Source organism: Bacteroidales bacterium (assembly GCA_016707785.1).
Classification (GTDB): domain Bacteria; phylum Bacteroidota; class Bacteroidia; order Bacteroidales; family UBA4417; genus UBA4417.
In genome coordinates this window covers 104,795-127,227 of the sequence record JADJGZ010000058.1, presented here as the reverse complement: position 1 = coordinate 127,227, position 22,433 = coordinate 104,795, and the positions used below count along the sequence as shown (strand labels likewise).

The 22,433-nt window shown below is 44.6% G+C and carries 15 protein-coding genes; all 15 read left to right on the top strand.

The features are described 5' to 3' along the window. Positions 1 to 156: 156 nt before the first annotated feature. On the top strand, positions 157 to 612 hold the full coding sequence (locus IPH84_19675) for a hypothetical protein (protein MBK7175379.1): 456 nt from the start codon (positions 157 to 159) through the stop codon (positions 610 to 612). A 144-nt stretch (positions 613 to 756) separates the two neighbouring features. Next, entirely contained in the window at positions 757 to 1,056 is a 300-nt protein-coding gene (locus tag IPH84_19670; GenBank protein ID MBK7175378.1) for a PKD domain-containing protein, read from the top strand. Positions 1,057 to 1,156: 100 nt separating this feature from the next. Continuing rightward, positions 1,157 to 1,759: a hypothetical protein gene (locus IPH84_19665; protein MBK7175377.1), complete on the top strand. Its 603-nt coding sequence runs from the start codon at positions 1,157 to 1,159 to the stop codon at positions 1,757 to 1,759. Continuing rightward, positions 1,716 to 3,092: a hypothetical protein gene (locus IPH84_19660; protein MBK7175376.1), complete on the top strand. Its 1,377-nt coding sequence runs from the start codon at positions 1,716 to 1,718 to the stop codon at positions 3,090 to 3,092. Before IPH84_19665 ends, IPH84_19660 begins: the two co-directional genes overlap by 44 nt. Continuing rightward, a complete protein-coding gene (locus IPH84_19655) occupies positions 3,034 to 3,486 on the top strand; it encodes a hypothetical protein (GenBank protein ID MBK7175375.1) in 453 nt (150 codons plus the stop codon). The genes IPH84_19660 and IPH84_19655 overlap by 59 nt, the downstream gene beginning before the upstream one ends. Positions 3,487 to 3,581: 95 nt before the next feature. After that, positions 3,582 to 5,600 (top strand): PKD domain-containing protein, encoded by a 2,019-nt coding sequence (locus IPH84_19650; protein MBK7175374.1) that lies wholly within the window; start codon positions 3,582 to 3,584, stop codon positions 5,598 to 5,600. Further along, positions 5,555 to 7,495: a PKD domain-containing protein gene (locus tag IPH84_19645; GenBank protein ID MBK7175373.1), complete on the top strand. Its 1,941-nt coding sequence runs from the start codon at positions 5,555 to 5,557 to the stop codon at positions 7,493 to 7,495. Before IPH84_19650 ends, IPH84_19645 begins: the two co-directional genes overlap by 46 nt. A gap of 29 nt (positions 7,496 to 7,524) precedes the next feature. Then, entirely contained in the window at positions 7,525 to 9,909 is a 2,385-nt protein-coding gene (locus tag IPH84_19640; protein ID MBK7175372.1) for a PKD domain-containing protein, read from the top strand. Between the two features lie 342 nt (positions 9,910 to 10,251). Next, a complete protein-coding gene (locus IPH84_19635; protein MBK7175371.1) occupies positions 10,252 to 10,665 on the top strand; it encodes a hypothetical protein in 414 nt (137 codons plus the stop codon). 17 nt (positions 10,666 to 10,682) lie between these two features. Continuing rightward, complete coding sequence (locus IPH84_19630) at positions 10,683 to 12,083, top strand: PKD domain-containing protein (protein MBK7175370.1); 1,401 nt, start codon at positions 10,683 to 10,685, stop codon at positions 12,081 to 12,083. Positions 12,084 to 12,139: 56 nt separating this feature from the next. Beyond that, positions 12,140 to 13,450 carry a T9SS type A sorting domain-containing protein gene (locus tag IPH84_19625; protein ID MBK7175369.1) on the top strand — a complete coding sequence of 437 codons (1,311 nt, stop codon included), beginning with the start codon at positions 12,140 to 12,142 and terminating at the stop codon, positions 13,448 to 13,450. Positions 13,451 to 13,716: 266 nt separating this feature from the next. Then, the gene (locus IPH84_19620) at positions 13,717 to 16,884 is read left to right on the top strand and encodes a T9SS type A sorting domain-containing protein (protein MBK7175368.1); all 3,168 of its coding nucleotides are present in this window, start codon (positions 13,717 to 13,719) and stop codon (positions 16,882 to 16,884) included. A gap of 38 nt (positions 16,885 to 16,922) precedes the next feature. Then, complete coding sequence (locus IPH84_19615) at positions 16,923 to 18,818, top strand: gliding motility-associated C-terminal domain-containing protein (GenBank protein MBK7175367.1); 1,896 nt, start codon at positions 16,923 to 16,925, stop codon at positions 18,816 to 18,818. Positions 18,819 to 18,942: 124 nt separating this feature from the next. Then, complete coding sequence (locus tag IPH84_19610; protein MBK7175366.1) at positions 18,943 to 21,078, top strand: RNA-binding transcriptional accessory protein; 2,136 nt, start codon at positions 18,943 to 18,945, stop codon at positions 21,076 to 21,078. 216 nt (positions 21,079 to 21,294) lie between these two features. Continuing rightward, positions 21,295 to 22,260: a hypothetical protein gene (locus IPH84_19605; protein ID MBK7175365.1), complete on the top strand. Its 966-nt coding sequence runs from the start codon at positions 21,295 to 21,297 to the stop codon at positions 22,258 to 22,260. Positions 22,261 to 22,433 lie beyond the last annotated feature (173 nt).

Genomic DNA, 22,433 nt, shown 5'->3' with positions numbered 1-22,433 from the left:
CTCAGGAAGTGCTATTCTACCCATTTATTGGGATGACTCCTATCTTGGGGGTGGAAGTAATACTGTTTCAGGATGTATTTATCCTACCAGTGCGACAATAACAGGTTGTCATAATTTTCCTCCCAATCCCCCTCAGCATGATCAAATGGTTAATAGTTGGTGGTACTATCTACAGGCTACCATAAGTCAGGACCTGGTTTTAATCAGAACTCCCCCACACCTGCAATGCCCTCAGGTCCCACACCTGTATGTCAGGGTCAGATCGGTGTTACCTACACAGTGCCTGCACAGAACTCAACAGTGAACTATATCTGGACACTTCCGGATGGCACTACCCAAACCACAACAACCAACAGCATTACTATAAATTTTTCGTCAACAGCAGTGAGTGGAACCTTATTTGTCAAAGGCTGGAATACAGATTGCGGATATGGTCTTAATTCCCCATCATTGTTCATTACTGTAAATACCAACGGCAACCCACAGATAACAGGTCCAACTTCTGCCTGTATGGGAACCACATCTACTTTTACAATCACTTCCGGTCTAAATAGTTATAACTGGTCAGTCTATGGTGGAAATATTCAACCCGTAATACCGGGACTTCCGTAAATATTCTCTGGAATGTGGCAGGCAATGATACGGTGCAGGTACCACAACTTCAATCACAATGTTCTCTGTTCTCACAAAAAGATCATAACCGTAAACCCCCTTCCAGTAACTTCTTTCAGTTGTTCAGATACGTGTACTGGGGCATTGGTTCATTTTTTTGATACATCAACTATTCCATCAGGTTCGATTACTTCCTGGAACTGGACATTTGGAGATGCGAGTGCTCCCAGTTCGCTGCAAAATCCTACCCATACCTATGCAACTGGTGGAGTATATAATGTTTCACTCACAACAACATCTGCTTTTGGCTGTGTGAAAACTTTTCACGTTCCGTTAGTATACTTCGGGCCCAACGCCAATGCAGGTCTTGATGCCACCACATGCCAGAATTCACCGTTTACTATTACCCCGGCCACGGCCAGCTGTTATACCTCTGTTTTGTGAGTCACAATGGTCAGGGAAGTTTGATTAATGCATGTACCTTAACCCAACCTATACTTCGGTGTGACCGAAAACGGAGTAGTTGTTATAACATTGACAGCCAATGGCAATCCACCTTGCGTCCAGGATCACCAATTCGATGAACCTGACAATTAATCCTTCTGCAACTTCTTTTGCCGGGAGTAACTCAAGTATTTGTGAGGGTAGTAGCTTCACACTTTCCACCTCGAATGCAGCGAATTATACCTCTCTGTCATGGACCAGTTCAGGAACAGGAACCTTTAATAATGTAAGTGTCTTACATCCTGTTTATACGCCCAGTATAGCAGATATCCAATCGGGGAATGTGAATCTTACGCTGACGGCAAATTCCCTGGCAGCATGTCAGAGTGCTGTATCTGCAATGACCTTGCAAATAACACGCCAGGTTGTGGCAGATGCAGGTCCGGCTGCCAGTATGTGCCAATCCGGGAGTTATGTGGTATCAGGATCCAGTGCCTTATTTTATTCCACTATAATCTGGACCCATACAGGTACAGGGACATTGAAACAATTCAAGCTAGTTGCATCCTACTTAACTCCGGGGTTGGAATGGAACGAGTACAATCACATTAACCCTTACAGCAAACTCTCTTACACCCTGCACACCTGTCGTGGACCAGATGCAGCTTACCATCCAACCTGCAGCACATGCTTTTGCAGGTGATAATGCAACTATTTGTGAAGGAGGCAGTTATACATTATTGAATTCAACCGCCGGTAATTATACAGCTATACAATGGAATACCAGCGGTAGTGGTAGTTTCAATAATACAGGGACATTACACCCGGTTTATACTCCCAGTCCGGCAGATATTATATCAGGATCAGTAACCCTAACTCTTGCAGCATCCGCTGTTTCACCCTGCCCGATCCAGACTTCTTCAATGACACTGAGTATTACCCGCCAGCCTAATGCGAATGCTGGTTCGGATGCATCTATTTGTCAGAATAATAATTTTACAGTTTCCGGTTCTACGGCTCAAAACTATGTTTCCTTATTATGGACCCATACAGGAACCGGTAGTTTCAACAACTCCAGTTTCCTTCATCCTGTATATACTCCCGGACCGGGTGAGAGTGGAGTCATTACCCTGACACTGAATGGAATTGCCGCTTCACCCTGTACAGATGTAAACGATCAGATGCAACTGACCATTGATCCAATGCCGGTAGCCAATGCCGGTCCTGACGCAGCAATATGCCAGGGCACAGTATTCAATGTTACCGGGGCCTCAGCTCAGAATGCAATAACAGGAGGGATCAGCTGGACAGAAACCGGTACAGGTAGCCTTAGTGGAGCAAATACAGTTAGCCCTACCTATAATCCGATGCCAGATGAAACAGGTGATATTTACCTGACACTGGAAGTTCATGGAGCCTTAAGTTGTGCAGGTCAAACAGATTTGGACGGAATGATACTGAGTATATCACCGTTTCCTCATGTTGGTGCAGGTAGCAATGCAACTATCTGCTCAGCAAATACGTACACATTATCTGGAAGTTCAGAGAATTGTACTGTTAATGAATGGAGCAGCAGCGGGGACGGGACTTTCAGTAATTTGAACCAGTTGAATGCTGTGTACTCACCTGGGCCTAATGATATCGTCCTTGGAATAGTAACGCTAACACTGACCGGCACCGGATCAGGCGCTTGTTCTGCAGAATTGGTCACAGATCAGATGGTTTTAAATATTGATCCCATGCCAACTGTATATGCTGGACTGGATGAAGCATTTTGCGTAAATGCACCAATCCCTATTCTTGGGGCAAATGCTACCAACTATTCAACAATCACATGGAGTGGGGGATCCGGGGTTTATAGTTCCACATCAATACTATCACCTACTTATATCCCGGGAAATCCTGATTTCCTGGCAGGAGTAGTCACCCTTACTTTGTCAGCCCAGGGACGATTAGCATGTTCCTCTATGATCGTCAGTGATTCCCGGGATCTTTCAATTACAGGCACATCCTGTAGTAAATGCAGGCCCGGATGATTATATATGCAGTAATGTTACCCAATTCCAGTTGAATGGTGTAGGCAACAATTACAATGCAGCTAATATTCAATGGACAATCTCAGGTGGAGATGGATTCCTCAGTAATCCGAATATATTTAATCCAGTATATTTTGCCGGACCTATTGATCTTTCAACAACTGACAGGAATATCACCTTTACCCTGACTTTAGAAGGTGTTGGTGTTTGCAGCGGGACTTTCGTCAATGACCAGATCATTCTCAAAATTGACCCTACTCCTATTAGCAATGCCGGCCCTGACGATGAAATCTGCGGACAAAGGCCCTATCAGCTTAATGCAAATGCTCAATTCCAGAATACCATACATGGATTACCACAGGTGATGGAACTTTCAGTAACCCAAATACATTAAATCCTACATATACTCCGGGGCCAAATGACGTCGGTAATGTTGTTGTTTTATCACTCGATCTCTCTGGTTGCCAAAGTTTAACAGGTGATGACTTTATGTGGCTTACAGTTCACCCGGATCCTTCCGCTACTATCAGTGGTACGATAAGTATTTGTGAAGCTGAGATTACGCCCATTACCATTGACTTTACCGGGACACCCCCATGGTCAGTAACCTATACCAATGGAACGACCCCCGTTATAGTTAATAATATCATGAGTTCTCCATATACATTCAATGTGAGTCCTCCAGTTACTACCAGTTATTGGATTAGTGCCAGCAATGATATCTATTGTAATACCCCAAATGATTCAATTCACGGATTAGCAGCTATTACAGTTTTTCCGCTTCCTGATCCCTTCACGGTCACAGTTAGCAATGGAGGTTTCTATTGTGAAGGCACTCCTGGAGTAACCATAGGACTATCAGGCTCCCAGGTCGGAATGACTTATGAACTCCTGCTAAACGGTCTGCCTGAAGGAAGCCTGCTTCCCGGAACAGGAAATCCATTAAGTTTTGGAATTAAAAGCACTCCTGGGCAATACGCTGTCAGAGGCACAAACCCTGTTGGAAATTGTGATCTGATGATGCAGGATACCGTCAACGTGATCATGAATCCAACCCCTGTTACTGACTTCACTACTTTACCAGTTTGTAATACAGATACAACTTTCTTTACCGTTTCAGGGGCATTTATCAATAAAATCAGCAACTGGCACTGGGATTTCGGTGATGGCACCTTTGCTACCTTTAATGCACCTATTAACCCCTGGCATATCTATCCGACTTACGGTATCTTTCAAGTAACACTTAATGTGGAGGATACCAATAATTGCACTTATTCTATCAGTCATCCGGTTGAAGTGCGACCGCATCCCACAGCATTCTTTTCATATAATACACCAAACTGCCTGGGTGATGCCACACAATTTACTGAATTGAGTATTAATCCGGCAGGACAAGGCTATATCAATCAATGGATATGGAATTATGGAGATGGTTCTCCCAATGATACCATCAATTTTCCTACCACCGCTAACCCTGTGCATACCTACGCTGGTGCCGGAACTTACCTTGTTACTCTTTCCATATTGAATAGTCGGGGTTGCACGGATATTTACAGCACCACTATCACTGTCACCCGCCGTCCCCTTGCCGGCTTTGACTTCTGGAGCAACTGCCAGAATGAACTTGCTATTTTCAACGATGCCAGCAACACCAATGGAGGGGGAGCCGTTACCAGCTGGAGCTGGGATTTTGGAGATCCTGCTTCTGGATCTTTGAACACCAGCACCCTGGAAGACCCTACTCATTTATATACTACAGCAGGACTTTATAATGTAACCCTGATTGTACAGAACTTTAATGGCTGCAGCGACACTATCCTTCGACAGGTGAATGTAAAAGGCGCCCCCCTGGCTGATTTTACTAGTACCACCGGCTGTCTTGGTACCCCAACCCATTTCTGGGCCGACAGTACATTGATCAACCTGAATGCTACAGCAACCTACCACTGGGATTTTGGCGATGGCTCCACGAGCAATACCCGCAACACACAATACACCTATATTGCAGCAGGCACCTATACGGTAATCCTTACCATCACCGATACGGCAGGCTGCGAAGGATCCCGTTCCCACACCCTGGTTGTTACCCCACCGCCAACGGCATTGTTCAGCTCTGCTACCGATAACTGCCAGGGACAAACCATCAGCTTCAATAATCAGAGTACCACAGAAACAGGCTACCTGACCAGCTGGAGCTGGGACTTTGGCGATGGGAGCCCTGTTCAGACCATCCTTTTCCCTGCGATCCCCGATGTAAGCCATATCTATGCCGTAACAGGTACTTTCAATGTGACCCTCACGGTGACTAACTCCGAAGACTGTACCCATAGCTACTCCCGTCTGGTGAATGTTTTTGGTTCCCCCACGGCCGACTTTATGAGCTCGGGCCATTGCAAGGACAGCCCTGTACACTTCACCGACCTTACCACCACTTCCGGAAGTCAAAGCCTGACCTCCTGGCAATGGAACTTTGGCGACCCGGTTCGAGGAGTTTCAACACCAGCCTGATCAAAACCCCAATCACAGCTATGCTGCAAGGGCACCTATACGGTGAACTGATCACCCTCACCTTAAATGGCTGCTCCGATACGATCAGCTACCCTGTCACCATCAAGCCTTTGCCTGTTACCGACTTCAGCTTCCAGAGCGCCTGCCAGGATAATCCGGCACAGTTCAGCCCTGCAGGCATGGCTATCCCCACCATTGCCAGCTGGTACTGGAGCTTTGGGGATGGAGGCAGCAGTACCCTTCAGTCTCCCAGCCATGTATATACTTTTGCCGGGACTTATACCGTCACGCTCACCGTTACCGATACGGCAGGATGTGAGAACCAGCGCAGCCACCCGATCATCATCGTTCCGCTGCCCCTTGTGAACTTCGACTTCTCTTCTCCTGCCTGTGATGATCAGCAAATACAGTTCACCGATCTTACCACTTCTGCCGCAGGATATGTAACGCGCTGGTTCTGGGATTTTGGTGATGGCACTACACAGGTTATCAACTTCCCTGCTACAGCCTCTGTATCACATACCTATGCACAGTCGGGGACTTTCAATGTAACCCTGACAGTAAAAAGCTCCGATTCCTGCTCCAACCTGCAGACTAAAACCCTTACCATCCTTCCCAAACCTACGGCGCTGTTCAGTCATGGCGCCGCTTGCCAGGGAGCAGCGGTATCATTCACGGATCTTTCTCTAAGCAATACCACCTCAGGCATCTCCAACTGGCAATGGGACTTTGGTGACCCGGGCTCAGGCAGCTCCAACCAGAGCAGCCAGCAGAACCCTATCCATAACTTCAATACCGCAGGGACCTATACGGTAAGGCTGATAGCCATTATCTCAGGCGGATGCAGCGATACGGTTACTTCATCAGTGAATGTAACCCCACCACCTCTGGTAGATTTTAGTTCAGTGGCAGGATGCAGTGGTGATACCACCCAGTTCACTTCCAGCACTACGGTGAATGTAAATGCCACCCAGAGCTGGTACTGGCAGTTCGGGGATGGGCTGAGTTCCACCCTTGTGGACCCGATGCATATCTATGCCCAGTCCGGCACCTTCAATGTGATGCTCACCATCACCGATACGGCAGGGTGCATAAACACCAAGACCAATGCAGTGGTGGTAACCCCCGGGCCGCTGTCCAACTTCAGCTTTAACACCCCTGCCTGCTCAGGCACAGAGATCACCTTCACCGACCTGGGCAATGGCAATGGCGGAATAATCAACAACTGGTACTGGCAGTTCGGTGATGATACAGATACCACCTTTACTACTTACCACCCCACGGTAACACATACCTACAGCCAGCCGGGCACTTTCCTTGTAAGCCTGACCCTGGGCACACAACAGGGCTGCAGCCATACACGTGTTATCCCTGTGACCATCTCTGCTTCCCCGCTCACGGCTTTCTCTTACCAGAATACCTGCCAGGGACAAGCCACACAGTTTACCGACCAGACCAGTCTGAATGGAGGTCCCACACTGGTATCCCATAGCTGGAACTTTGGCGATCCCCCATCGGGAAGCAGCAACTCAAGTACCCAAACCAACCCGGTACATAACTATGCCAACCCGGGCACTTATTTGGTAAGGCTTATTACTGCCAATGCTTCAGGATGCCAGGATACACTGGAACAGAATGTATCCATTGTTCCAAAACCAGGAGTAGATTTTTACAATGACAGCCTGCTTTGCCTTGGATCAGCCACCACCTTCTTTACCGATACCACCGCCACACAGGTGGGAGCGGTACAGACTTACAACTGGAACTTTGGTGATGGCAGTCCCACTGCAAACACACAAAACCCGCAGCATAGCTATGGAGTGGCCGGTACTTTCACCGTGATACTCACCATCAGTGATACCTCGGGTGCCAGAATGCCATCAGCCATCCGGTGACCATCCACAGTGCACCTCAATCATACTTTATGGCCCAGCAGGCCTGTGCCGAATCCCCCACACAGTTCACCGATCTTAGCTCTGCCCCGCTGGGAGATACCCTTGTTGCATGGAGCTGGGACTTTGGCCTCTCAGGCACCGCTGATACCAGCACTATGCAGAACCCGCAATACACCTTCAATACAGCAGGCACCTATACCATCACCCTTACCACCACTACCGAGCATGGCTGCACCCATGTGAAGACCATGCCACTGCAGGTATGGAACAAGCCTACGGCCTACTTTAAATACTCAGCCAGTCCCTGTGCCAATGGAGCGGTACAGTTCCAGGACTCCTCATGGAGCTACCAGGCACTGGTAACAGGATGGAACTGGGAGTTTGAACCTTACCAGTATGGCAATGGACAGAACCCCAACCATGTGTATTATGCCATTGACTCCTGCTATGAGGTAAAGCTGATGATCACCGATATCCGTGGATGTGTGGATACAGCCTTCCAGCAGGTATGTGTCCCCTCAGAGCTCACTGCTACCTTCAGTTATACACAGTCCTGCTTCGGTGAGCCTATGCAGTTCACCCCGCAGTTGCTCACCCCTGCTGCTCCTGCCGATTCCCTGATCAGTTTCCAGTGGAACTTTGGGGATCCACAGTCCGGTGCACAGAACCTGAGCACCCTCAAAACCCCGGGACATACCTTTACCGCCCCGGGCTTCTATACCATTAACTTCTCCACCATAGACCAGTTCGGATGCCAGGCGGATGATTACCAAAGCGTGCAGGTGCATGCTTTGCCTGTAGCATTGTTCGATTATACCCCGGGCAGCTGCGACTCAACCATCACCTTTACCAGCCAAAGCATCGATACCGCAAGTGCTATTACTACCATGTACTGGAACTTTGGCGACGGGACACTGGATACCATCAATGCCCCCAATACCAGCACCACGCATAAATACACCACAGCCGGAACCTATGTAACCACATTGACTGTGGTGGATGGGAATGGTTGTACTTCAACAGTCACAGACAGCATTCAGCGTTCCCCCTGTATTGTGGCAGCCTATACGCCATCAGACACCTTGCTATGTCAGAACTATGCCCTTGCGTTCTCGGACTTTTCCACCTGCGATGCACAGATCAGTCAGTGGGTATGGACCTGGGGAGATACCGCACAACCGACCACTTATAACAGCTATCAATCCCTCACCACCCATACTTTCACCCAGCCGGGTACTTTCCTTGTAAAACTCAGGGTAAGCACGATCGTTGGGGGCAGCGTGATCAGTGACTCCACACAAAGGGTGATCACGGTAATCGCCACACCTATGGCAGGCTTTTCAACACAGGATGTATGTTACAAACAGGAGTCGATGTTTACCGATACCACCAAAGCCAATGGAGCTACACTACTCACTTACCGCTGGGAGTTTGGTGATCCGCAGAGTGTGTATGACACCGCTGTAAACCGCAACCCTCCTGGGTTTATCCTGCCCCCGGGCAGTTATGACCCCAGGCTGATTGTCACCAACCAGTCGGGATGCCGTGATACCGCCACCACCAGCCTGATAATCCATGGACTGCCTTCTGCTACCTTTAACAGCTCGATAGCCTGTGTGGGGCATCCGACCTACTTCTTCGACCATTCAGATCCTTACCTTGCCCCGCTGAACCTATGGGGATGGAGGGTGAGTGACAGTTTGGGAAGATTTTTAGGCTCAATGCAGGGATCTACCCCGGAGTTCGTGTTCGACAGTATCGGCAGGTATAGGGTACTGCTGACCGCCAGCGATACCAACCAATGTGCTGATACATTAAGAGCAATGGTAGATGTAGAACCCTCACCACTGAGTGCTTTCAGTTATACAGAAGATGTAGAACAGGTGCAGGGACAGGTACAGTTCAACGATGGATCCATCGGAGCCGATGAATACCACTGGGACTTTGGCAATGGAGAGATATCCCCACTGGCCTCCCCACTGATCACCTACACCGAAGACGGCACCTATACCGTGACCCTGGTGACCCTGAATGAGCAGGGCTGTTCGGATACTACCAGCATGTTATATACCTTGCTCTTCAAAGGCTTGTATGTCCCCAATGCTTTTGCCCCGGGAGGTACGCTACAGCAGACAAGGATATGGAAACCGGTGGGTCAGAACCTTGCTACTTACCACTGCCAGGTGTATAACTCACACGGAGCCATGATCTGGGAATCCAAGCAACTGGATGAGAGAGGATCACCCGTGGAGTACTGGGATGGAACCTACAAAGGCCACCCTGTTCAGCAGGATGTGTATGTCTGGAAGATCCAGGCCATCTTCCGCGATGGAACCATCTGGAATAATAAGGATGTGGGGAACCATGATAAGCTGACCGAACCTGTGTTTGGGACGATTGTGCTGATCCGGTAATTTCTCTGTTAACTGAATTATGAGCTCAAATTTCCTTTCAGGATTTCCATTCCTGAAAGCGTTGTTTATTACCTGATTGTTAGAAAAATATTAGCCTATACTGATGCAAATCAAAAATTTAACTAATATTGCAATACTAACAGCTCTCATAAACTAAACCCACTCGATTCAATCTATAAAATGTTTGCCAATATGTTGGTAAATAGATAGTTTCACTTCATATTTCCCTTTAATATTCATTTGTGCTTTTTGTGTACTTTCTGCCGGGCAGGTGAAGATATATTTTCTATGCCTGGGGTAAAACAATGAAATAAATGGATATAGAAATCTTTAGCATACAATATGAAATTAAAAAAACTCAATCATCCTGCAAAGTGGCTTTATTTATTCCTATTGCTGCTTCCTCTGAACCTACTGGCTCAGACTTTAGAAAATGATAAGTCTGAAAAAGATCCTATTGTCAAAATAGTTGGCACTGAAGAAAGCCGGGTTCATTATACCCTTGACCTGACTCAACTTCCGGGGTTTTATGAAAAGGCATTAGTAGTAGAGTCTATCTTCGCCGATCCTAAAGTTGTGATCGACAAGACAGATATTTCAGTACCATTTCTTAATATTTATTCCAGCCTGGAATATGATTCTAACGAGGTCGTCAAAAACCTGGAGAATTACATTAATAAGGCTATTGAGCAAGGAAGCAAGCTGTCGGTGGAAGAGAAAGATAGCCTATCCGCTAAATACAATAAGTTCAGATAAGTAAGACTTCCCCGACTATGAAAAGATTATTACTAGGTTTTGTATTACTATTCTCCATTTCAAGCCTGTTGGTGGCGCAGAATAATAACAATGTCTGTGAAGGAGCCTTGCCATTTTGTACAGGTACATCTTATAGCTTTCCTGCTGGTGTAAATGCCGGTAGTGGGCAAGCAGGGCCTGCTTATGGTTGCCTGGGTTCAACACCTAATCCGGCCTGGTATTATATGAAAATAGCTATGCCGGGCATGATTCAGATTACAATGCATAGTGAGCCTGCTCATGATATTGATTTTTGTTGCTGGGGTCCATTTGACTCACAGAACGCTTGCGGACAACTAACCAGCAACAAGATTGTTGATTGTAGTTATTCTACTGCAGCAACAGAAGTATGTGATATCGCAAATGCAGTTAATGGTAAGTATTACATTATTATCATTACTAACTATTCAAATGCTGCATGTAATATTGTGTTTTCTCAGACGGGAGGTTCAGGTGCCACAGATTGTACCATTCTTCCGCCGGCCGCTGCTAATAATGGTCCCATTTGCGTGGGAGAAAACCTGCAATTGGGTGCTGCAAACATGAACAATGCGGTATACCACTGGACAGGCCCGGATGGATGGACATCCACTCTCCAAAATCCAATAAGAATGAATGCTCAACTTAGCATGGCGGGGGTTTATTCACTTTGGGTTACAGTGAACGGTCAGCCTAGTGCCGATACAAATTACACTACTGTTGGAATTTATAACAAACCGACGGCTACTCTTACTGGGGGTGCTAATATCTGCCAGGGAGATTCTACAGAACTCATCATTAATTGCCAGAATCATCCACCATGGGTCGTAACCCTATCCGCTTTTGGTCAAACGCCGGTTAATATCCAGGTAGTAACCTCTCCCAAAACAATATATGTTCATCCAACATCCACTACTACCTATACAATTACCCAGGTAGCAAATGAGATATGCAATGGTATTGCTTCTGGCAGTGCTGTAGTCAATGTAAGTCCTAAACCCCTGGCCAATTTTACCTATGGTAATACTTGTTCCGGGCTTGCGACCTTGTTTTCCGACGCGAGTTTGATACCAGGGGGGTCAGCTGCAGCCTGGCACTGGGACTTTGGAGTAGGTACTGATACATCCAATATTCAAAACCCTTCGTATATATATCCAAATGGAGGGAATTATGATGTATTACTAAAAGTGACCTCAAATAATGGATGTGTCGGGCAATCTTTAAAATCAATTGAAATCAATCCCAGCCCTGTAGCTCATGCCGGACTTGATGTATCAATTCCCTATGGTACTTATACAACACTCCAGGGGCTGGTTCAGCAGGAAGTGGTTCATATTCCTATCATTGGGAGCCAGCAAACCTACTTTCCAACCCTGATATTCAGAACCCTACTACAGTAAACCTCTCTCAAACAACAGATTTTCAGTTAACTGTTCTTGATATTGGTAATAACTGTGTGAATACCGACATTGTCACTGTTACCATCACAGGTGGCCCGATGGGTGTCCAGGTCCAAGCGGATCCTGTAGCCTTATGCCTGGGTGCGACCTCAAATATATCCACTCAAACAGGTGGAGGATCAGGAATTTATAATTACAGCTGGACTTCTGACCCTGCCGGATTTAACTCAACATTAGAGGATATTACTATTCAGCCTGATGTAACTACAACTTATTACCTTACCATCAGCGATGGCTTCAGCACACTTACCCGCACCGTTACAGTAAATGTTTATCCTAACCCCGTTGTTAATCCCGGTGCTCCGCAAACGATCCCTAACGGCACAACAACTACCCTGACAGGTATCGCTTCCGGTGGTTTTTCGCCCTATTCTTTCTCCTGGGAACCTGCAGATCTCCTGGTAAACCCGTTACAAAGCATGACGCTAACAGATATCCTGAGTAATACAACAAACTTTACCCTTACAGTTTCTGATGGCCATGGTTGCGTATCTTCAAGTGAAGTCCTGGTTACTATAGCAGGCGGACCATTAAACGTTCAACCGCAGGCCATTCATTCTCCTCTTTGTTTGGGTGAATCAACCCGATTACTCCCTCTGTCCGAAGGTGGGTCAGGAAATTACTCCTACACATGGACTGCAACAGGAGGATACTCATCGACTCAGAGTGAACCAACTGTAACACCAAATCAAACCACAACCTATAAACTCACAATTTCTGATGGTTTTACCCAGGATTTTGATTCTGTGACTGTTTTTGTGAATCCTTTACCCTTCATAAACCTTATTCCCCAGGGAGCGCATATTTGGAACGGTGATACAATCATGGCCTGTATTTTTGATACTTTGACCATAAGCGCCGTAAACCCCAATGCAACCTACTTATGGTCGAATGGAGCAAATACTCCTGAGATTCAATCAGCTACCACAGGTATTGCATTTGATATGCTGTCATACTCGGTGGATGTTCTCAATTCTCTGACAGGATGCTCCAATACAGGCAACATAACCATAATTTATACCTATTCAGAATGTACATATGGCACCAGTGAGCAGGAAAGTCAATTACCAGTAAAGGTGTTTCCAAATCCGGGAAATGGATACATCCATTGTGAAATAGGAAATTTAAATAAGGATATAGATTTGGAAGTATTTAATGTGCAAGGTGTTTTACTGCATAAACAGAAAATAAATAAAAAGGATGCATCAAGTTTAAGCCTGGACCTGAGTCATAAACCATCAGGTGTTTATATCCTTCGATTCAGCGATGGACAAAATACAAAAGGGATCAGGCTCATTAAGTATTAGATTGAAACTCTGTTTTAGTGATGGGGCTCAATTGTTCATCTAAAAGGATGAATTATACGCTCCAACATCATATCAGAATATCATGACCGGGAGAGCATCTGAACATTTTGAACATTCATAAAAAATTAATTATCACTTTAAAGCCCTCTTTTCCGGGGGCTTTAATTTTAGGTGAACAAAGCCGGAATTTTATAATTTTATGAGTTCTAAAACCCATACAAGATCATCACAGCTAAAGTAAGTGATTACCTGCAAGCATAGCTCTTATGAAAGGACTGCTGATATATTTTTGCCTTTTGTTACTTATCCTTCCGCTATTGGGTTTTGGAGAGGGTACGCGTCAGTTGGAGCCAACCAATCCGGCAACAACCCCGAACAGAAGGACACGAATCATGTTTGATCAGACCGGTGGGTCTGCTCACCGGACTCCCTTTGCTACTGTTAACTGTGCTGAAAAATACCGGTTGAATGTTTATATCAGCGATCCGGCTACAGAACAAATCTTTTTTGGATTTAATGATGGAACAAATGCCTTGTTTTACCAGATCAAAGATCCTGATGGCTTGCTTGTAACCGGTTTCACAATGGCTGCTGTTCCTTCAAGCGGTCAGGGATTTGTTACTACATGGGACCAGGCTTTTGCAGGACCTAAAATTGGAACAGTCAATCCTACCGGGTATGAACCTAAAATCTTAACTCCAACAAAGGTCGGCAATTACTATTTTGAGTTCGCCAAGACTAATACGGGGGGCACTTTTACAGGGCAGGATATGCTCTATTTCGATATCAGTGTAGTTCAGGGGACAAATGTTGTTAATGGAAGATTATGGAGTAAAGCCTGGCAGTTGTCAGATGATGCCAGTGGTGATATAGTGAAGTCATATCCGGCTAAGCTTTTTGTATATACCGATGATGGAATAGTTACTCAATTGAATATCAACGAATGGAATGGCGGGACTTATACTACCTACTGTAATAAATGGGGCGTTTCAAATACCGGAAACTGGGCTAATGACAGGATGTCTTCTGATTCATGGCCGGGAAGCGACTTGCCTCAGTATAAAATTTTCTTAAATAATCCTGATATTAATATCTTCCCTACCGGGCAGTTTGGGCAAATCTGTGAGGTGAGCAGTCATTCCAATTGTAACGGTTCTATCGACATTCTTGCAAGAGTGAATAAACCGGGCTCTCTGACCCTTAATCTTGATATAGCACCTGCAGGCTCCGGTCCGGAAGACGTTGTTTTAACCGGGCCTGTTGTTGGTTCGGTAGCCTGTGATGTTTGGGATACAATCACATGGAATGGCCTTGATGGCAATGGAAACCCTGTTCAGAGTGGCACTAATATAAATATTGATATCGACTACCTGAACGGACTTACCAATCTTCCATTATGGGATGTGGAAGACAATGCTTCAGGGTTGATTGTTAATATTGTCAGACCTGCACCCCTTTTTAGTACTAAGATGCCCATATTCTGGGATGATTCTAAACTTCCGGGTGGAACTGTGAATAGCCTGAATGGTTGCATTTATCCAACCAGTGTTACTGTTAATGGGTGTCATTCCTGGACCAGCCAGAATGAAAATATGATCAATACCTGGTGGTATCTTTCGGAAGGCTCTTCCAGTATTAATGTAGTCGTCATCAGGAATCCGCAGGTGGACTTCTCTTTCGATAACAATTGTTCAGGATTGCCTACCAATTTTGTTGACCTCAGCCTTGTTCCGGGTGGATATCCTGTTTCATGGCACTGGGATTTCGGCCTTTTTGGTGATACCTCCAATGTTCAGAATCCAACCTACTCTTTTACTAATAGCGGAACCTACCAGGTGCATCTCAAAGTGATTTCTAATGATGGATGTATTGGTAATTACACAAAACCTGTCATTATTCACCTGGCTCCATTGGCTGATGCTGGTATCGATAAAGCGATCCCATTTGGCACCAATACTACACTGCAGGGTAATGCTACCGGTGGTAGCGGTAATTTATCCTATCACTGGGAACCTGCTGCATTGCTTCTGGACCCCAATGTACTGGATCCGGTAACAGTAGATCTGTCAGAAACTACAGACTTCATTTTAACAGTGACCGATTTATCTGTGGGTTGCCATCATTCAGATATGATGAAAGTTACCATTTTTGGGGGGCCGCTTGGTGTGCAGTTATCTGCCAATAACTTAGCAGTGTGCCGCGGAGGGACATCCACTATCAACGCTCAGACTGGGGGCGGATCAGGAACGTACACCTATTCCTGGACATCTGATCCTGTGGGCTTTACTTCTTCTATCGAAGACATTACAGTACAACCTGAAGTGACTACGATTTATACCATAGTAGTTTCTGACGGATTCAGCACCTTTACCCAATCCATTACCATCTCAGTTTATACTGATCCAGTTGCCAATGCCGGAATCCCTCAAACCATCCCTAATGGAACATCTACTACTCTTTCCGGATCTGCAGGTGTAGGATCCCCGCCTTATTTCTATCAATGGAGTCCTCCGACAATGGTAGTATCGCCTTATCTAAGCAGTACAAGCACTCTTTTATTAAGTAATTCCACAAACTTTACCCTTACTGTCACTGATTCACATGGTTGTACAGCCACTTCAACCGTGATGATTTCAATTTCCGGAGGACCGCTTTTTGTAGACCCACATGCTGTTCATTCGCCTATATGCAGGGGTGAATCAACTCAATTGCTACCTTTTTCAGAAGGAGGTTCAGGGAATTACACTTATCAATGGTCCGGCCCGGGAGGTTTTGCATCTCAACAGGCTGAACCCATCGTTTCTCCGGGAACTACAACTACCTATTTGCTTGTAATAGATGACGGATATAGTCAATTCGAAGATTCGGTTAGGGTGGAAGTGAACCAGCTGCCTCAAATCAACCTTATACCTGATGGGGCTCATGTTTTTGGAGTTGACACCATTCTGGCATGTATTTTTGATACTTTAAGCCTTGATGCCAGTTTGCCGAATTGCAACTACCTCTGGTCAAATGGTGCAAATACACCAATTATTCAATCAGCAACTACTGGTATTGCCTTTGATATCCTTTCTTATACAGTGAAAGTCACAAATACCTCTTCATTATGTGTAAATGAGGCTGGTATCACCATAATATTTACCTATAGTGAATGTACCTACGGCTTTGATGAAAAAGTGTTTACCAATGAAATACTCGTTTATCCAAATCCGGGAAGTGGATTGTATTCCTGCAGGTTGCCTGTGAAAGGTAAAAGTTGCCGGGTGGAAATAGTTGATATGCAGGGAATAGAAGTATTCCATGACATAATGGATGCTTACAGACTGAAGGATGGAGCCTTTGATATCAGCCTCCTCCACTCCCCACCAGGAGTTTATTTGTTGAAAGTGAGCGGAGAAGATTTTTTCCATTCTGCCAGGTTGATAAAATTGTAGTTAAAAAAGTACGTTAAATAGGCCAGGATTTCAATTCTATGTTAAGATTACCCCGATTACTGTTCACCCTCATTCTTGTCTTCCTCGTTTGGTTTCAGATGCAGGCACAAACTATCAATGAATGTGCCTATAAACGCCCTCATGAGGCTGATACCTGGTGCTTTTACAGTAAAATCAGAATGGGATTCAATTCCGGCAGTCCAAGTATTCAGAATTTACCATCACCCCTGAATTCTGGTAAAGGATGTGCCTCTATTTCTGATGAAAATGGGGACTTGCTGCTTTATACCGATGGAATGTTGCTTTGGAATAAGAATTCCACTCTTCTTTCAAATACACTCAGCGGTGACCTGGGTTCAACACAGTCTTCCCTATTTGTCCCTAATCCCAATGGCCTTGGTAAGTATTATATTTTCACGACACATCTTCTATACCCTCCCCCTTTAACAACCAATGGCTTATGCTATTCTACTATTCATATGGATAGTATCAGCGGAGTAGATACATTGCCTGTAAAAAAACTGCTGGCAAAAACCCCTGAAAAACTTACCGGTGTGCAGCATAGCAATGGCATTGATTTTTGGGTTGTGGCTCATGGATGGGATAATAATACTTTCTATGCATACAAAGTCAGTAAATCTGGCGTCGATTCAATTCCGGTTGAGAGTAATGTAGGAACCATTCAAACAGGTACCCTGAATTCCAGGAATATGGTTGGGGCTATGAAGATATCCCCTGACGGAACTAAGTTAGCATTGGCTATTTTTGGGGCAAAACTGGTGGAATGGTTTGACTTTGATGCTGGTTCCGGAAAGGTTTCAAATCCAAGGCAAATTCCTTCACCCGATGCCTATGGACCGTATGGGATTGAATTTTCACCAGATGGTACCAAGTTATATTTTACAACAGTTTATGCTACTACAAATGCCAGTAATAACCTCTACCAGGTTGATCTGACAGGCGCCGGGACTCCTGTTTTGCTAAATACGCTTTCAAATAATATGACCGCCTTGCAACTTGCCGTTGATGGGAAGATTTATGTTGCAAGGTACAATTATGCCTTTCTAGGTGTCATCGAAAATCCGAATCGTCCGGATATTGCATGTAATTATATAGAAGATGGATTAAGCTTAAATGGAAACCAGGGCAAGATGGGATTGCCCAATTTCATTCAAAGCTACCTTAACATACCGGCTGTTACATATGAAACCAAATGCCATGGTGATGATACCTATTTTTATTTAAATAACCGTTCCAATATTGATTCGCTAACCTGGAATTTTGGAGACCCAACAACAGGTTCCACAAATATTAGTCAGCAACTGGAACCTTCTCATATATTCTCAACTCCGGGTAACTACTCTATCAATCTTACTGAATGGTTCAATAACCGCAGCTTTGTTTCTACCTTTCCTGTAAAGATCAATCCATTGCCTCCCAAGAGCTTCTCTTTTGATCCGGATAGTATTTACATCCTTCCGGGGTCAGCAGTATTGCTGGATGCAGGGGATTTTATGAAAACGTATGAATGGTCAGATGGATCAACCAATGAAACCCTTGAAGTTTCTGAGCCGGGTTTCTATTACATTACGATTGTGGATACCAATTGCTGTATGCAGCAGGATACCATGAAAGTACTGTTACTTGACCTTTTTGTGCCTAATGCATTTTCTCCGAATTTTGATGGTACCAATGATAAATTTCGTATCAAAGGACCTACACAAGGTATTGATAATTACCATTTTTATGTCTATAACCGATGGGGCCAACTTCTGTGGGAAACTGATAGTTTTACTGATGGATGGGATGCAACCTTTAAAGGGGTTGAATGTCCTGCCGGGACCTATGTTTGGGTGATGCAATTTGGTGTCACAGGGAATGTTCTCAAAAAAGACAAAATCGTAAAAAGGGGAATGGTTACAATTGTACGATAGATTTCAGACTTCAATTTGGTTTGCATCAAGACAGATTGGTTACTGTTCATTCTTTCCACTAAACAATACTACTTTTGTATTTGCAAACCTGTAAGGATATTTTCTATCTCCCTTAAATCATATCATGGAAGAAAAATATATAAAATTGATTGCCAATGAGCTGGGAGTAAGGGATTTCCAGGTCATTAATACGATAAATCTGTTGAAAGAAGGGGCCACGGTTCCTTTTATCGCCCGCTATCGTAAGGAGATGACCGGAAGCCTGGATGAAGTGCAAATCTCAGCAGTGCGTGATCGTTATGAGAGAATCATTGAACTCGAAAAAAGGCGGGAAGCAATAATAAACTCTGTCACAGAACAGGGATTCATGACTCCTGAAATACAAAAGCAACTTGAAGAAGCTGCCACCTTGAGTGAACTGGAGGATATTTACCTGCCGTATAAACCTAAGCGCCGGACCCGTGCTACCATTGCCAGGGAAAAAGGATTGGAACCGCTGGCAAAAATCGTGATGTCACAACAAATGCTGGATCCTTTCGAGAAAGCGAAAAGTTTTATCGACCCTTCAAAAGATGTAAGTACTGTCGATGAAGCCCTTGCCGGAGCCAGGGATATCATCGCCGAATGGGTCAATGAGAATAAACATGGAAGAGAACGGATCCGTAACCTTTTTAACCGTGATTCTAAAATCCAATCCCGTCCTGTGAAAGGAAAAGAATTGGAAGGGATCAAATATGAGGCGTATTTCGATTGGGAAGAATCCCTGATGAAAGCGCCTTCTCATCGACTGCTGGCTATGCTCAGGGGTGAAAATGAAGGCTTTCTCAAAGTAGGTATTGAACCTTCCCAGGATGATGCCCTTGAAATTTTGAACAGGATATTTGTAAAGAGTCATAACAGCTGCTCTGATCAGGTGGAAATAGCGGTTAAAGATTCATATAAGCGATTGCTGCAGCCTTCGATGGAAACAGAATACCGGCAGATCGCAAAGGAACGTGCCGACCTGGAAGCTATCAGGGTATTTGCTGAAAACTTACGTCAATTGTTATTAGCGCCGCCTCTTGGACAGAAAAATGTACTGGCTTTAGATCCAGGTTTCCGGACCGGTTGCAAAATCGCCATACTTGATCGCCAGGGAAAGCTGATCCATAATGAGACTATCTATCCGCATCCCCCTCAAAACGAGGTAAAACAAGCTTCTGCCAAGATACAAACGCTTGTAAAAGCATATAAAATAGAAGCCATTGCCATTGGTAACGGAACTGCAGGCAGGGAAACAGAGAATTTTGTAAAACGAATTCCTTTCGAAAGCAATATCCTCGCACTCATGGTGAATGAGAGCGGGGCTTCTGTGTATTCTGCAAGCGATGTGGCACGCCAGGAATTTCCCGATTATGATGTAACCGTCAGGGGAGCTGTGAGCATAGGACGAAGACTGATGGACCCACTTTCCGAACTGGTTAAAATTGATCCTAAATCGATTGGTGTCGGACAGTACCAGCATGATGTGAACCAGCAGCAACTTCAGAAAGGACTGGAAGATGTGGTGGTTAGCTGTGTAAATAAAGTAGGGGTAGAGTTGAATACTGCCAGTAAACAACTTCTTACCCATGTTTCAGGTGTTGGGCCGGTTCTGGCAGCGAAAATCGTGGAATATCGTGAAAAGAATGGAAATTTTGAAAGCCGTGATGAGCTGAAAAAAGTGCCCAGGTTGGGCGATAAAGCCTTTGAACAGGCAGCTGGTTTTCTTCGGATCCGCGAGTCACAGAATCCCCTCGACCGCTCCGCAGTGCATCCTGAAAGTTATACTGTTGTGAAACGTATGGCTGATAAAGCGGGCTGTTCAGTTTCTGACCTGATGCAGAACGGAGAAATACGGAAACAACTAAAACTCGAAGAATTTGTGACTTCTTCGGTAGGAATGCCGACATTAACTGACATCATGCAGGAATTGGATAAACCAGGCAGGGATCCAAGAGAGAAATACGAATTTTTTGAATTTGATAAAAATGTCAATTCCATCGCCGATGTCATCCCTGGAATGATTTTGCCCGGCATTATTACGAATATTACCAATTTTGGTGCTTTCGTGGACATAGGCGTTCACCAGGATGGGCTTGTACATGTGAGCCAGCTCGCTGACCGTTTTATTAAAGACCCTAACCAGGTTGTTAAATTGAACCAGAAAGTCATGGTGAAAATCCTCGAAGTTGATAAGGAAAGAAAAAGGATCCAATTGACCATGAAAGGGATTCAATAGCTACTCAATAGGAAAAGTCATTGATTTTCATTTTTTTTGAGGATATTCTGAACATTTTAGTTTATGAAGTGTCTTAGATTTATTGTCTTGTTGCAATGATCTGGCCTCACTTTACCTTGCTTTATTAAACTTCTTTTACTTAAGTGATTTCTTCAACTATTATGTTGGGCGTATCCGAAAAGCCATACGAGTAGGGCAATATCAAATTCAATTCGCATGAAAAAAATGATTCTTTTCCTGGTTTTCGGGATTGTTCTTAGTTACCTGGTATCAGCTCAGAAACCCCGCGACCCTATTGAAGTATTTGCAGCCGGTTCATTTGCAAAACCCAAAATTGTCCCCAAACTGAATACTTTAGGGGTAGCACAGGTCACTGTACATTATAAATTAACAACACAGGAGCGTGCCATTGGGAAAGAAAAAAGTTCAGGAGCTGTTGCCGGTGCTAAACTGGCTGCTTATTTGGAAACTACCGACGGCAATTTAACGGATCAGGATTTTCAGGAAATCACAGATCATTTTTATACCTATTTGCAGACAAAAATTAAATCTGCAGGGATTGAAACAATTGCCTGGGATAAAATCACTTCAACCGATTTTTATAAGACAGCGATAGAAAAAAATGAACCAGGAAAAGGATCCTGGGCTGGAAATGAGTGGGTGTCCTATATAGCTAACCATGGAAATAGTATGTATGGAGGTGGACTTGCTTTTGCAATGGGAAAAATGAAAAAAGCTTCAAAGTTTTGCGATGAAATAGGCGCGCCGGCAGGATTTTTTCATGTAGTGGTCGACTTTGCCGATGTGATGGTAGATGTTAATATAAATACTTCAACCTCAGGAATTTTCACTGTTGAAAAAACCAGGTCATTTAAATATAATTCAGCAGTAAAACCTGAAATTAAAGTAGTCCCGTCTACAATTGGGAGCACATTGCTCTGGAATGATAAAATGCAATCAGAAGCCATCAATGTGGTGGCTGATCTTCCTGCTGCACCTGCATATCACGATAACATTAGCCAGGACCCTTCCAGGATGAAGAATAACCCTTTCCGTTTCGCAAAGGAAATGCTCCCGGTTGTAATTGAAACCACCCGTGAAAAGTATAAAATTGCCGCTAAAAAAGCACTTGAGAATTATGCTGATGAATTTGTAGCTACTGTAGTTAAGCTTAAAGACTAGCATTAATTCTTAAAGTAAGCCACTATGCGATTTGTGTGCCTGATGATTACTTCACAACATTCCCTGAGTATAGATCGATTGAAAGTAGTGAACCTTAGTGGACTTATACTTTCATTGCAAATAATCAATAATTCTTGAGGGATGGAATCCTCGATAGCTAACTATTCGACTCA

Coding starts and splice junctions, on each gene's coding strand:
- IPH84_19665 (MBK7175377.1), top strand. CDS start 1,157: ATGGCAATCCACCTTGCGTCCAGGATCACCAATTCGATGAACCTGACA.
- IPH84_19660 (MBK7175376.1), top strand. CDS start 1,716: ATGCAGCTTACCATCCAACCTGCAGCACATGCTTTTGCAGGTGATAAT.
- IPH84_19650 (MBK7175374.1), top strand. CDS start 3,582: ATGTGGCTTACAGTTCACCCGGATCCTTCCGCTACTATCAGTGGTACG.
- IPH84_19645 (MBK7175373.1), top strand. CDS start 5,555: ATGGAACTTTGGCGACCCGGTTCGAGGAGTTTCAACACCAGCCTGATC.
- IPH84_19640 (MBK7175372.1), top strand. CDS start 7,525: ATGGCCCAGCAGGCCTGTGCCGAATCCCCCACACAGTTCACCGATCTT.
- IPH84_19635 (MBK7175371.1), top strand. CDS start 10,252: ATGAAATTAAAAAAACTCAATCATCCTGCAAAGTGGCTTTATTTATTC.
- IPH84_19630 (MBK7175370.1), top strand. CDS start 10,683: ATGAAAAGATTATTACTAGGTTTTGTATTACTATTCTCCATTTCAAGC.
- IPH84_19620 (MBK7175368.1), top strand. CDS start 13,717: ATGAAAGGACTGCTGATATATTTTTGCCTTTTGTTACTTATCCTTCCG.
- IPH84_19615 (MBK7175367.1), top strand. CDS start 16,923: ATGTTAAGATTACCCCGATTACTGTTCACCCTCATTCTTGTCTTCCTC.
- IPH84_19610 (MBK7175366.1), top strand. CDS start 18,943: ATGGAAGAAAAATATATAAAATTGATTGCCAATGAGCTGGGAGTAAGG.
- IPH84_19605 (MBK7175365.1), top strand. CDS start 21,295: ATGAAAAAAATGATTCTTTTCCTGGTTTTCGGGATTGTTCTTAGTTAC.